General features: G+C 58.1%; 10 protein-coding genes. 8 read left to right on the top strand and 2 right to left on the bottom strand.

Features of this window, described 5'->3' with window-relative positions:
* The first annotated feature begins 219 nt into the window (after window positions 1-219).
* The 6 genes from J0X15_RS02160 (at window position 220) to J0X15_RS02135 (ending at window position 6,629) form a co-directional block, all read left to right on the top strand.
* Window positions 220-1,236 (top strand): ABC transporter substrate-binding protein, encoded by a 1,017-nt coding sequence (locus J0X15_RS02160; protein WP_206937862.1) that lies wholly within the window; start codon window positions 220-222, stop codon window positions 1,234-1,236.
* Between the two features lie 13 nt (window positions 1,237-1,249).
* Window positions 1,250-2,731, top strand: a complete 1,482-nt coding sequence (locus J0X15_RS02155) for a sugar ABC transporter ATP-binding protein (protein ID WP_231710241.1) — start codon at window positions 1,250-1,252, stop codon at window positions 2,729-2,731.
* The gene (locus J0X15_RS02150) at window positions 2,728-3,672 is read left to right on the top strand and encodes an ABC transporter permease (protein WP_206937857.1); all 945 of its coding nucleotides are present in this window, start codon (window positions 2,728-2,730) and stop codon (window positions 3,670-3,672) included. Before J0X15_RS02155 ends, J0X15_RS02150 begins: the two co-directional genes overlap by 4 nt.
* Window positions 3,665-4,627 (top strand): ABC transporter permease, encoded by a 963-nt coding sequence (locus J0X15_RS02145; RefSeq protein WP_206937856.1) that lies wholly within the window; start codon window positions 3,665-3,667, stop codon window positions 4,625-4,627. Before J0X15_RS02150 ends, J0X15_RS02145 begins: the two co-directional genes overlap by 8 nt.
* Window positions 4,624-5,541 (top strand): SMP-30/gluconolactonase/LRE family protein, encoded by a 918-nt coding sequence (locus J0X15_RS02140; RefSeq protein WP_206937854.1) that lies wholly within the window; start codon window positions 4,624-4,626, stop codon window positions 5,539-5,541. The genes J0X15_RS02145 and J0X15_RS02140 overlap by 4 nt, the downstream gene beginning before the upstream one ends.
* A 71-nt stretch (window positions 5,542-5,612) precedes the next feature.
* Window positions 5,613-6,629, top strand: coding sequence for a zinc-binding alcohol dehydrogenase family protein (locus J0X15_RS02135; protein WP_206937852.1), 1,017 nt, complete (start codon window positions 5,613-5,615; stop codon window positions 6,627-6,629).
* An 80-nt stretch (window positions 6,630-6,709) separates the two neighbouring features.
* On the opposite strand, the gene J0X15_RS02130 is transcribed toward J0X15_RS02135, so the two are convergent.
* Window positions 6,710-9,271, bottom strand: coding sequence for a GcvT family protein (locus J0X15_RS02130; RefSeq protein ID WP_206937850.1), 2,562 nt, complete (start codon window positions 9,269-9,271; stop codon window positions 6,710-6,712).
* A 535-nt stretch (window positions 9,272-9,806) separates the two neighbouring features.
* On the opposite strand from J0X15_RS02130, the gene J0X15_RS02125 reads away from it, so the two are divergent.
* A complete protein-coding gene (locus J0X15_RS02125; RefSeq protein ID WP_209015000.1) occupies window positions 9,807-11,072 on the top strand; it encodes a glycerate kinase type-2 family protein in 1,266 nt (421 codons plus the stop codon).
* Window positions 11,073-11,099: 27 nt separating this feature from the next.
* Here J0X15_RS02125 and J0X15_RS02120 read toward each other — a convergent pair whose 3' ends face one another.
* The gene (locus J0X15_RS02120; protein ID WP_209014999.1) at window positions 11,100-12,113 is read right to left on the bottom strand and encodes a LacI family DNA-binding transcriptional regulator; all 1,014 of its coding nucleotides are present in this window, start codon (window positions 12,111-12,113) and stop codon (window positions 11,100-11,102) included.
* A 203-nt stretch (window positions 12,114-12,316) separates the two neighbouring features.
* Here J0X15_RS02120 and iolG point away from each other — a divergent pair, with 203 nt between their 5' ends.
* The gene (gene iolG, locus J0X15_RS02115) at window positions 12,317-13,309 is read left to right on the top strand and encodes an inositol 2-dehydrogenase (protein ID WP_206937846.1); all 993 of its coding nucleotides are present in this window, start codon (window positions 12,317-12,319) and stop codon (window positions 13,307-13,309) included.
* Window positions 13,310-13,380 lie beyond the last annotated feature (71 nt).

Genomic DNA, 13,380 nt, shown 5'->3' with positions numbered 1-13,380 from the left:
ACAAGCTCCTCCCAAGTTGAGCTGCAGTTTGGGCGAGGGATGTCTCCCCGGCAAGCGCTCTGATGAGGGCTGTCGCGCAATGCACATGCGGGAACCCGCAACTGATGTGCGTAACTAAGGCTTTACCAAGCGACAGGGACTGCGCAAGCTGACGTTGGGATGCGTTTTGGGAGAACTGCGTTCCGAGTGTAAGGCGCATGTCCGCGCCAGGGAGGAAAAATGAATATCAAAGCCAAGCTCTTGGGGGCTGCTGCCCTTGTTGCCGTTGCCTTGCCGGGTCATGCGATTGCTGACACGACAGACAAACGAATTGCGCTGTCCAACAATTATGCCGGCAACTCCTGGCGCCAAGCCATGCTGGAAAGCTGGGAGAAGGTTGGCAGCAAAGCTGTATCCGATGGGATCGTGGCTGCAGCTGATGCCTTCACGACCTCGGAAAACCAGGCGACCGAACAGGCGGCGCAGATCCAGAACATGATCCTGCAGGGGTATGACGCTATCGTCATCAATGCAGCTTCTCCGACAGCGTTGAACGGCGCTGTCAAAGAAGCTTGTGATGCCGGAATTATCGTCGTTTCTTTCGATGGTATCGTCACTGAGCCTTGCGCCTGGCGAATTGCTGTCGACTTCAAGGAAATGGGGCGTCAGCAAGTCGAGTATCTGGCTTCGCGGTTGCCTGACGGCGGCAATCTTCTCGAAATCCGTGGTCTTGCCGGCGTTTTCGTCGACGATGAAATCCATGCCGGTATCGAGCAGGGCGTGTCGGAAAACGCCAGCTTTAAGATCGTTGGCTCGGTGCATGGAGACTGGGCCCAGGATGTTTCGCAAAAAGCGGTTGCCGGCATTCTGCCAAGTTTGCCGGAAATCGTTGGTGTGGTCACCCAGGGCGGTGATGGCTATGGCGCTGCCCAGGCGATCAAGGCAGCTGGCCGCGACGTGCCGGTTATTGTGATGGGCAACCGTCAGGATGAAATGAAGTGGTGGGCCGAAGCCCGTGATGCTGATGGCTATGAAACCCTGTCGCTATCTATCGCGCCGGGCGTTGGCACATTGGCGTTCTGGGTTGCACAGCAGATCTTTGATGGGGCCGAAGTTCCGAAAGATCTGACTGTGCCGTTCCTGAAAGTTACACAGGACACGCTGGACGAAACTCTGGAAGCAACCCCGGAAGGCTCCGTCGCGAACGTGGAATACAGTCAGGCTGATGCCAAGGCTGTCATCTCGGACGCGAATTAAAGGAGACGCGGAATTGCAACAGGCAACCGGCGCCGGGGTTTCAGCCCCGGATGCCCCGTTGGTTGCCCTGACGGACGCACGCGTGCACTTCGGTGCAGTGCGTGCGCTCGACGGGGTGAGCTTGACCATCAGTCCGGGAGAGTGCCTCGGACTGATTGGCCATAACGGTGCAGGTAAATCCACAGCGGTCAATGTCATCAACGGAGGGCTTACGCCGACCGGCGGGCAGGTACGCTATTTGCTGGCTGACGGGCGAGACGGCTCAGGATTGGCGGATGCGCAGGCCTGCGGGATCCGCAGCGTGTTCCAGGAACTTTCCTTGTGCCCCAATCTGACGGTTCTGGAGAGCCTCAGGGTTATACATCGCGACCTGACGGGTATTGGCTGGCGCAAGGTCGCCCAGGGCCGGATTGCGAAGGCGCTTGCAGAGATTTTTCCCGGACATCAGATCGAACCGGGCATGACCGTTGGTGAACTCACCCTTGCCGAACGCCAGATGGTTGAGATTGCGGCGGGTTTCTCAGATGGTAGGATGCCGGCCCGGCTCGTCATTCTCGATGAGCCGACCTCGTCTCTGGATGCGGCGATCGCGCGTCAGTTGCTGAGCCACATCAACACATTCTGCGCAAAGGGCGGTGCGGTCATCTTCATTTCGCACATGCTTGGCGAAGTCTTTGACGTTGCGACGCGCATCGACGTGATGAAGGACGGCAGGATCATTGCCAGCAAGCCGACGTCAGAATTTACCCAGCAGGGCCTGATTGACGCCATGGGGCATGTCGCAGCAGAGAAATCCGCAGCACGTGCTCCCGGCAGTGCCAAAACAGAGCTCGGCGAAGAAATCTTGAAAACCCCGGAAGGCCTGTCTGCCCGCAAGGGCGAGATCGTCGGTCTTGCCGGTCTTGCCGGACATGGCCAGGCGGAAGCGCTTGCGCGGTTCTACATGTCACGATCCGGCAAGCTGGGTCAGGTGAAACAGCCTGAAGTGGCTTTTGTGGCCGGTGACCGAGGTCGGGACGGCGTCATGCCGATCTGGTCTATCCTTCGCAATCTGACATTGACCCATCTTCCCAGCCTCACAAATCGCGGGCTGGTCGACCGGGACGGCGAGCGTCGGCTGGCCGCGGACTGGCGTTCTCGAATTGGAATTAGAACAGACAATATGGACAATCTCATCCTGTCCCTTTCGGGCGGAAACCAGCAAAAGGTTCTGTTTGCCCGAGCGCTTGCGTCTTCTGCACCGATCGTCGTGATGGATGATCCCATGCGGGGTGTGGACGTCGGCACAAAGCAAGAGGCCTATCAGCTGATCCGCAATGAAGCGGCGGGTGGGCGTTCCTTCCTCTGGTACTCCACCGAGACGGAAGAAGTTTGCCAGTGCGATCGCGTCTTTGTCTTCCGCAACGGCCGGATCTCTGCCGAACTTACCGGCGACAACATCAATGAGGAAAATATCCTGGCGGCCTCCTTCGAAATGCAGGGGGTGGGCACATGAACGGAAAATACAGGATCCTGCTGCCGGTGCTCTCATTAGCATTTCTGCTGGCTGCAGTCTTTTATCTGCAGCCGCGTGCGATGAGCTACTTCGGATTGAATTTGCTCTTCAATCTGGCGGTGCCGATTGCGCTGGCGACCATCGCCCAGATGATGATCATGATGGTCAATGATATTGACCTGTCGATTGGTACATTCGTCAGTTTTGTCGCTTGTGTCACCGCGACGTTTCTGCATGACACACCGGTTCTTGGCGTGGCAATCCTCCTGGCGGCCATCCTTGCCTATGCTGGGCTTGGAGCGCTCATACACATACGGCAACTGCCGGCGATTGTGGTGACGCTGGGCATGTCGTTCGTCTGGGGCGGTCTTGCAGTTTTGCTTCTGCCGTCTCCTGGTGGGACTGCCCCGGTCTGGATCCGCAGTTTGATGACCGTCAAACCACCACTGGTGCCGATGGCGGTTGTCGCCTGCGTGTTGATTGCCGGTATCAGTCATTTCCTGATCATGCGGTCGTCAACCGGAACGTTGCTCAGGGCGGTGGGAGGAAATGCTCAAGCCGTTGCCCGCTCTGGCTGGTCGGTCGCAAAGCTCAAGGCAGGCGCTTATGCACTGGCCGGGTTCTTCGGCGTGCTGTCCGGGGTGTGTCTGGTCGGCCTGACCACATCGGCTGATGCCAATATTGCCTTGCGCTACACGCTGCTATCGATTGCCGGTGTGATCCTTGGAGGTGGTGAGTTTACCGGGGGGAAGATATCCCCGGTGGGTGCGGTGATCGGGGCGCTGACCCTGGCGCTTGCCGGCAGCTTTCTCTCGTTCATGCGGCTTTCACCGGATTGGCAGATCGGGGCGCAGGGAGCAATCCTGATCCTTGTTCTGGCTGTGCGTCTGCTGTTTTCGCGTCGCAATCGGAAATGGAAAGAGGCGGCCCAAAATGGATAAGTCCTTCGTCTTGAAACTGACTGACCTGCCGCGTCGTCCGTGGTTCTGGGCCTTTGCCGCCAGCGTGTTGGCTTTCGGCGCCACAACTTATCTCACTGATGGGCGGGGCGGGGCCGGGCTGTTGTCCGCTGCACTGACCTTCGCGGCTTTTTCTGCGATCGTCGGATTGGGGCAGATGTTCGTCATCACTCTGGGTCCGGGGAACGTTGATCTGTCGATCCCCGCGACGATGACACTGGCTGCTACACTGGCCTTGAAGTTCATGCATGGTGAAACCGCTTTGGTGCTGCCCGGTCTGGGGGTTGCGCTGCTGGTCGGCCTCGGAGCGGGCGGCTTCAATTATGCGCTCATCCGTCTGCTGCGCATTCCGCCGATCATTGCGACCCTCTCCGCTTCCTTTCTTTATCAGTCGCTGGCAATCTGGTCGAACCGAGGTTTGAGGATTAAGCCGCCAGAAGTCCTGGCAGACTTTACGACCGGCTCGTTCTTCGGAATTCCGAACATGACCCTTATCGGCCTTCTGATTGCGGTTCTCAGCTGGATCGTTCTGGAGCGTTCGATTTTCGGGCGCTGGGTATCCGCCTTTGGCCAGAATACCCGGGCAGCCCGCCTTAGCGGTGTGCCGGTCGAGGTCGTCAGAGCGGTCACCTATATTTCGTCGGCGGTGCTGGCGTCGTTGACGGGCTATTTCCTCGCCAGTTTTTCAGGCGGCGCGGCGCTCAACATGGGGGCGGAGTATCTGCTGATTTCCATCGCTGTGGTCGTGATTGGCGGCAGTTCCATTGCCGGTGGCAATTCCAATGTGCCGGGCATCTGGGGCGGTGCCCTGCTGATGTTCCTGATTGTTTCAATGTTGAATTCTTATGGATTGGGCGCTGGTGTGCGTCTGATCATGACCGGCACGATCATCATCGGGATCGTCGCCGCCGCGTCTGGAAAGGGCAGGGCCGTATGAACCAGATCACATCATGTTATCAGATCGACGATCCGCGCTTTCGGGCGTTGATCCAGCAAAATGCCCGGCTGCAGAGGGTCGCGACCGGCTTTGAATGGACGGAAGGTCCGGTGTGGTTTGCCGATCATCTGTTGCTGCTGTTCTCGGATATTCCGGCCAACCGGATGATGCGGATGACCTTGGATGGACACGTCAGCGAGTTTCGGGGCCCCTCCAATTATGCCAACGGCAACACGCGCGATGTCGAGGGGCGGCTTGTGACCTGTCAGCACGGCAGTCGATCCGTTACCCGAACAGAGGTGGATGGAAGCATTACTGTTCTGGCCGACAGCTTTGAGGGCAAACGTCTGAACTCGCCGAATGACGTCGTGGTTCAGTCGAATGGTGCAGTGTGGTTCACCGACCCGACTTATGGGATCCTCAGCGACTATGAGGGCTATGAAGCGGATCCGGAGCAGGGCTGCCATGGTGTCTACCGGCTCGATCCTGTCACAGGCGACTTGCGGGCGATGATCATCGATTTTGTACAGCCGAACGGGCTGGCATTCTCTCCGGATGAGAAAACGCTTTATGTGGCGGAATCCGGCTCCAGCCATAATCTGGAGGTTCCTTCCGTCATTCGGGCGTTCCAGTTGAACGATGATGGTGAGGTTCTGTCGAACAAGGTTTTTGCGACCATTGATCAAGGCTTGCCGGATGGTATGCGGGTTGATGCGCAAGGGCATGTCTGGAGCTCGGCGGCGGATGGCATTCATTGTTTCCATCCGGATGGGACCCGCCTCGGAAAGATCCTCGTGCCGGAGGTCGTGGCGAATTTGTGCTTTGGCGGTCCACGCGGCAACAGGATCTTCATCGCAGGAACGACGTCGATCTACATGATTGCCGTCAATGCGAAATCGGCTGTTTCAGGTTAAACCAATGAGGCAGGTCGGCTGTGATGGAATGCAGCCGGCCTGGAGATCAGGTCTGCCAAAAGGAATTCAAAATGGATGCGCTTGTCTGTGTTGAACCGGGGAGGCTGGAAGTGCGGGATGTTGCCGCGCCGGGCAAAGCGACGGGGCAGGTTTTGGTGCACCCGAAACGGGTCGGGATTTGCGGTACGGATTACCACATCTTTGAGGGTAAGCACCCGTTTTTGCAGTATCCGCGCATTATGGGCCATGAGCTTGCAGTGGAGGTTGTCGAGGCACCGGATGGCAGCGGTTTTCAGGTGGGTGAGATCTGCGCGGTCAATCCGTATCTCTCTTGTGGCACTTGTCACGCGTGTTCGGCTGGGAAACCGAATTGCTGCATGAGCATTTCCGTTCTGGGTGTGCATGGCGACGGCGGCATGACGGAGATGTTGTGCCTGCCTGTCGAGAATCTCGTGCGGGCCGAGGGGCTGTCGACAGACGCTTGCGCCACGGTCGAATTTCTTGCCATCGGGGCCCATGCTGTCCGGCGTGGCGCTGTGCAACGCGGCGAGAAGGTTCTGGTCGTCGGGGCTGGGCCCATCGGGCTTGGTGCCGCACTTTTCGCCCGGATTGCCGGTGCGGATGTCACCATGCTGGATCTGGATGCTGAGCGGCTCAGTTCGGTCTGCGGGATTGCAGGCGCAGCTCCCCTGGTTCTTCCTTCGGGAAGCGCGCCGAAGGACGTCGTGCAGTGCTTGACTGAAGGCAACGGGTTCGATGTCGTATTTGATGCGACAGGCAACGGTCGCTCGATGGAAGCAGGCTTCGACTATGTCGCTCACGGTGGACGCTTAGTGTTGGTCAGCGTGGTGACCTCCAGCATTTCCTTTTCCGATCCGGATTTCCACCGCAAGGAGATGACGCTGATCGGCAGCCGCAATGCCACATCGGAAGACTTTGCGCATGTGATTGCGTGCATTCGCTCCGGGCAAGTGCCGGTGGAGAGGTTGATCACCCATCGCACCAGCCTTCATGAGGCGGTCGAAAATCTGCCGAAATGGGCGCATGCGAAGGACGGGTTGATCAAGGCTGTGATCGAGATCGTCTGAGACTTTATCGACCTGTGATTTCGCGAATACTTAAATGAAAAAACGCCGCGGCAGAAGGCTCTGTCGCGGCGTTTTCTCATTCAGGAACGTGGCTTCAGGTTTTCCGGATCGTAGAGCGGCTTGTAGCCGACGGCGACGACTTCGACCGGATAGGTTTCCGAGAAATACTCGACGTTCAGCTTGCGCCCGACTTCGCAATATTTTTGCGGCAGATAGGCCAAGGCGATGTTCTTGCCGATGGTCGGTCCGTAAGCTACCGAAGTGGTGTAGGACAGGCGCCCCAGCTCATCGACGAGGGTCTTGCCCGTATCGGGATCCATGACCGGCATGGCGCCGACCGGATACCGTTTGACGCCAGTGGCGTCTGTGTTTTCGGTCATCACCAGGGTGCACAGCATGGCTGGCTGGTACTCCCGGTCCTTGTACTCGACGTGCTTGTCCTTGCCGCGGAAGTCGGCCTGTTTGACCTTCGGACGTGCCAGGTCGCTCTCAATCAGATTGTATTGGGTCAACAGGTCGGCGTTCTGCAGTCGCAGGCTCTTTTCCAGTCGGCGGGAATTGGCATAGGTCTCTACGCCGACCGCCATGACGCCGATGTCACGTAGAGCATCCCAGACGGCGAGGCCGTCTTCATACTTCATGTGAAGTTCCCAACCCTGTTCGCCGACGTAGGACAGGCGGAAGGCGGTGACCGTCTTGCCGGCAATCTGGACTGGCTTGATCGCGGCGAAAGCGAAGTTTTCCGGATCGAGTGCAGCCGGATCGGCGACAACCTTCTTGAGATTTTCGCGGGCGTTGGGGCCCCAGATGCCGATAGTGGTGTACTTCTCGTTGACGTCTGTCACCGTGACGTTGAAGCCCTTGTCGGCAGCCATACGCTTGACGTAATGGAAATCGCGCGGGCCAGCGTCGGCCCCGTCGATCACCCGGCAACGGTCTTCCATGCGGATCACCGTCAGGTCGGCGCGAACCATGCCCTCGTCATCGAGGAAATGAGTGTAGATGCCTTTGCCGATCATGTTGTCGCCGCCGATCTTGGCGGCGCAGAGCCATTCCATCAGTTCGACGTGATCCGGGCCTTCTATATCGAACATGTAGAAGTGCGACAGGTTGATGAGGCCGCAATCCTCACTCAGCGCCAGGTGCTCGGCATTTGACACGCGCCAGAAGTGGCGGCTGTCCCATTCGTTCTGGCGAACAGGGACGCTGTCGCCGTATTTTTCCAGCAGATGCTCGTTGGCAGCATAGCCATGGGCGCGTTCCCAGCCACCAAGCTCCATGAAATAGCCGCCGAGTTCCTTTTCCCGCTCATAGAATGGCGACTGCTTGACGGAACGGCTGGAGAGATAGGGCTCACGCGGGTGAATGGCCGGGTAGTAGATCTTCTGGGCCGCTTCATAGCTTCGGCTCTCGATGTAATCCTCGGTCAACTGATGCGGATAGAAGCGCGAATAGTCGATGGAGGCGTGGTCGATTTCGGTCCGACCATCGGTGATCCAGTCGGCGATCAGCTTGCCGTATCCCGGACCATCCTTGACCCAAATGGCAACGCAGTACCACAGGCCACGTACTTTCTGGCTCTCGCCACAGGACGGGCCGCCGGCAGCTGATACCTGAAGCAGACCGTTGAAGGAATGGCCTTCGTTGTAGCCGAGCTCACCGAGCATCGGCGTCAGTTCCATGGCGCGCTCCAGCGGCTCAATAACCTGTTCCATTTCCAGATCGCGCTGTGACGGTGAAAGACGAGCCTCTTCCTTGGACTGCAGGTCGCGCGGATGGCACATGCGTGGATTGGTGGTCTCGTAGTAGCCCCACTCGATCTGGCCACCTTCGGTCGTCTTCGGGTCGCCCGTATCGCGCATGTAGGCGGAATTGCCCTGGTCGCGCATTAGCGGAAAGCCGATTTCCTTTCCGGTGCCTTCAAATTCATTGTACGGGCCGAAGAATGTCAACGGGTGATCAACCGGCATGACCGGCAGGTCTTCGCCCACCATCTCGGCGATCATGCGTCCCCAGAGGCCGGCGCAAACGATGACGTGGTCGGCCAGAATAGTGCCGCGATGGGTTTTAACGCCCTTGATACGACCATCTTCAACGATCAGAGATTGCGCTGGCGTGTTGGCGAAAACCTTGAGTTTTCCGCTTTTTTCGCCTTCATCGACCAGCTTTCCGGCAACAGTCTGCGAGCGAGGAATGACAAGTCCTGCATCGGGATCATACATTCCACCCTGGACTTGATCTTCCTCGATCAGCGGGAACATCTGCTTGATCTCGGCTGGATCCACCATGCGCACATTGGTGCCGAAGGCTTTGCCTGAGGTTACCTTGCGCTTGATCTCTTCCATCCAGGCGTCGTCGCCGGTGCGGACGACTTCGAGACCGCCGATGCGGGCGTAGTGCCCCATTTTCTCGAAGAAATCGATCGAGTATTGAGTGGTCCAGACGGAGAGATAGTCGTGGCTCGTCGTGTAGCAGAAGTCTGAGGCATGAGCAGTGGAGCCAATGTCGGTGGGAATTCCCGACTTGTCGATGCCGACGATGTCGTCCCAGCCACGCTCAATGAGGTGGTGAGCGACCGAGGCGCCGACGATGCCGCCCAAGCCTACGATGACGACTTTTGCCTTGCCAGGAAATGCTGACATCTTGACCTCTTTGCAAAGGAGCGGGAGCGACATGCCCGTTGCCTGTCGAACTGGCCCAGGTTCTCGGATTCGAAGATTAAGAGTATGGCGAGAAATGCTGACGTGAAATAGCACACTTGCGTCATGTCGGCGGTATCACTGCGACACCGTCAAGAAAACTGAACGACAGCAAGCGCAAGCTTTCGGTTTGGGGAGGTTAGCGATGTGGTCAAACACTTGTGCGTTGTGTGCTGGGATAGGCGGTTTGACCGGGCTGGCGAGGCTTGCTCGCGATGCAAGATGGGTGTTGTGCCCACGAGCAAAGGCTCGAGCTAAGATGTTTCTGGATGCAGTATTTTAAGTTCAGCTGCAGCTTACCGAACGGATTTTCTGAAACGCCTGATCTTCTCAGCGGCCTGCGCCTGAACCTTGATCGACGAGGTGGAAAAGCTTTTGGAAGGCGCTATTATGACGTTCTCTCTTGGTAAATATGCGAATATCCTAGATGTGCCGGCGAGCCCGTGAAGTCGGTCGCGGCAGCAATGATTGAGTAGGTTTGACGATGGAAAATGCGAGAGCCCGTGCCTTTCTGCGGTGTCTGCTGGACAGTGCAATTTCGGCGGCCGATCCGACGAACGTGCTTGCAGAACACTTGCCTGAAAAGCCGAAGGGCAAATGCATTGTCGTCGGAGCGGGGAAATCTGCAGCGGCCATGGCGCAGGCTTTGGAGGCTGCTTGGCCCGACGTCGAGATGTTCGGTGTCGTGGTGACGCGCTATGGGCATTCGGTTCCAACCAAGCGGATCACGGTTCGGGAGGCATCCCATCCGGTTCCGGATGCTGCAGGGGAAGCAGCCACCCGAGAGATCCTTGAGGTTGCTGGTTCTGCCGGCCCGGATGATCTGGTTCTGGCGCTTATTTCTGGGGGAGGGTCTGCCCTGTTGACGGCCCCCAAATCTCCGCTGTCGCTGGAGGACAAGATAGCGGTCAATCGCCTTCTGTTGAAATCAGGCCTTGCGATTGATGAGATGAACCGGGTGCGGCGGCGGTTGTCGCTGGTCAAGGGCGGAGGGCTGGCGAGGGCGATCAACGGCAAGGCGCGATTGGTGACGCTGGCCATCTCCGATGTGCCCGGCGACGATCCGGCTGCCATTGCGTCCGGTCCAACGGTTCCGGATCCTTCTGGCCATGACGATTTGACGTATCTAATCGAGCGGCTTGGGTCGGAGCTTCCCGAAGTCGCCCGGCAGCTGCTGGCCGACGTGCCGGAAGAGTCGGAAGGTTTTGAGCCGGATTACCGGATGATTGCAGCGCCGCAGCTTTCGCTTGAGGCGGCAGGACGTGTGGCGCAGGCAGCCGGGATCACGCCGGTCATTCTCGGAGATGCGCTTGAAGGAGAGGCACGTGAGGTTGGTAAGGTGCTTGCCGGCATTGCTCTCGGCGCGGCGACCCATGGCACGCCGTTTCAACCTCCGCTGGTTTTGCTGTCTGGTGGCGAGACGACCGTCTCAATCGGTCAGGAAAAGCCCGGACGAGGTGGCCGCAACACCGAGTTGTTGTTGTCACTTGCCATTGCGTTGAATGGTCACCCGAGGGTCTATGCTCTTGCTGCAGATACGGATGGGATTGATGGAACTGAGGACGCTGCTGGTGCTTGGGTTGCCCCCAACACTTTGCCGCGTGCCGACGAGAAAGCGCTCGATCCCAAGGCTTTTTTGCGGGCACACGACAGTTACAGCCTGTTTGATGGCTTGGATGATCTCATCAAGACCGGCCCGACGCTGACCAACGTCAACGATTTTAGGGCTATTCTGGTTCTCTGACAGGGACGTGTTGCTTGCGACGTCTGTCTAGGCGCTTTCGCGAACAACAAGACTTCCCATGAAGGTACGGTCCATGTCGGACGTATCGGCGCTTTCCAGAACGTCGACCAGATAATTTGCCATGGCGGTCAACGGCTGGCGATAGGTCGTCAGTCGGTAGTTGGGACTGTCGGCCTGGGGCACGTCGTCAAACCCGATGACGGCGATGTCTTCCGGGACCCTGAGATGCAGGTGGTGACGGATGCTGTCGATGGTGCCAAGCGCAAGAGCGTCATTCTCGCAGACAATAATGTCCGGTCGTTCCTGGCCTTGGTAGCCCGCGAGGGTTTGCCGGATAATATCGCTGGCGAGTATCGGGTCGTAGGCGTCTACGCCGATAGAACCTGGAACATGACCGGTATGGTTCTTCCAGAATTCTAGAAAGGTTTCCTTGCGCAGTAGATGCGCGGAAACCGTGCGAGGACCAGCCAGGTAAAGCGGGTTCTTGTAGCCCCGCTCCATGACATATCGCGCGATCTCGCGGGTGGCGGCCTGATCATCGACGGCAATTGAAATCGTATTCGGATTTTCCGAGGTACGGGCAAAGATGATCAGCTTCTTGAAACGCCGCGCCTTGTGGGCGGCCTTCAGGACTTCGTCATCGAATTGGATGCCGATCAGGATGGTCGCATCAACCCGTCGTTGGCTGGCATTCAACATGGCGGACCCGGCGTCGTCGCGATCAAGCGTGTTGACCAGAAGCGTGTCCCATCCACGGCTGCGCAGAGCGCGCGTCAGGCGCTCCATCATGACCAACTTGTGTGGGTTGGCGAAGTCGTCGACCAACAAGGCGACGAGGTTGGACCGATCTGAGGCGAGAGCGGCGGCGCGCAAATCAGGGACGTAGCCGAGAGACTGGGCGGCAGCCATCACTTTATCACGTGTCGCAGGTGAGATCGAAGCCGCCTTTTTAAAGGCGCGGTTGACCGTCCAACGTGACACGCCAGCCTCAGCTGCCACGTCGTCAGCAGTCACGTTTTCTGGCAGATCGATTTTTTTCAAAATGCCGTTCCTCTATCTCCGTTTTTTGTGTGTAAGGCGAAAGCCCTGAAATTCATATCCTTTTTACCAAGTTTCTGAAGTTCGACGCTCTCCATCTTGGCATATTTTTGCACGCGCGTGCAAAAATCGTCTTGCACGCGCGTGCAAAGTCGGTTTTCATAGTTACAAGGCAGCGGCAAACGTTGCAGTTTTGGGAGGTTACAATGCTAAAGGTTGGTCTGCTTGGCGCTGGCCGCATCGGGTTGGTGCATGCTGTCAACATCGCGGGGAATGCCAGATCGAGCCTGGCTGCCGTTGCCGATGTGAATGCGGACGCTGCCCAAAAGCTTGCTTCGAACTACGGTGCAGCTGTGCGTAGTTCCCGGGACATTCTGGATGATCCGGCGATTGACGTCGTGCTGATTGCGACCTCCACCGACACGCATTCCGAGCTTATCGAGTCTGCCACTGCAGCAGGTAAAGCGGTGTTGTGTGAGAAGCCGGTCGATCTGTCGCTGGAGCGTGCACGTGCCTGTCTGGCCAAGGCATCTGCAACACGCAGTCCCGTGATGATCGGCTTCAACCGACGCTTTGACCCTAACTTCGCTTCTGTGCGCAAGGCCGCGGAGCAGGGCGAGATCGGCAAGCCGGAATTGTTGTCGGTGACATCCTTCGATCCGTCTCCGCCGCCAGTGGCCTACATCAAGGTTTCGGGCGGGTTGTTCCGCGACATGATGATCCACGACTTCGATATGTCGAACTTTCTGATGGGAGCGCGCCCGGTGACGGTGCGGGCCGTGGGCAGCTCCATTGTCGATCCTGAGATTGGTCGGGCGGGGGATGTCGATACCGCTGTGGTGACGATGACCTTTGAGGATGGCCGCATCGCGGTGATCAAGAACAGTCGCCGGGCAGTGTACGGCTACGACCAGCGGGTTGAGCTGTTGGGTTCCGAGGGCTTGTTGCAGGCGCAGAACATGCTGGAGAACACGGTGGTGAAGTCCACTGCCGCCGGGGTTATGTCAGCAAAGCCGACCTACTTCTTTCTTGAACGCTACATGACCGCCTATGCGGCCGAGTGGGAGGCTTTCGTCTCCGCCGTGCTGGAGGGGCGTCCTATGCCTGTTACGCTTGAGGATGGTATTGCCGCCCTGGCCATGGCCGAGGCCGCGACCTCTTCGGCGCGCACTGGCGAAGCGGTTGAGGTCGCTTATTGAGATTTGGAATTCCCACCCCAAAGCGGAGGAGGTTTCGGGGCGGGATCAAGTCCGGCACGCAAGCGTGCCGG

Source organism: Roseibium limicola (assembly GCF_017313085.1).
Taxonomy (GTDB): domain Bacteria; phylum Pseudomonadota; class Alphaproteobacteria; order Rhizobiales; family Stappiaceae; genus Roseibium; species Roseibium limicola.
The sequence above is the reverse complement of the archived record's forward strand: the minus strand, read 5'-3'. Positions and strand labels throughout refer to the sequence as shown.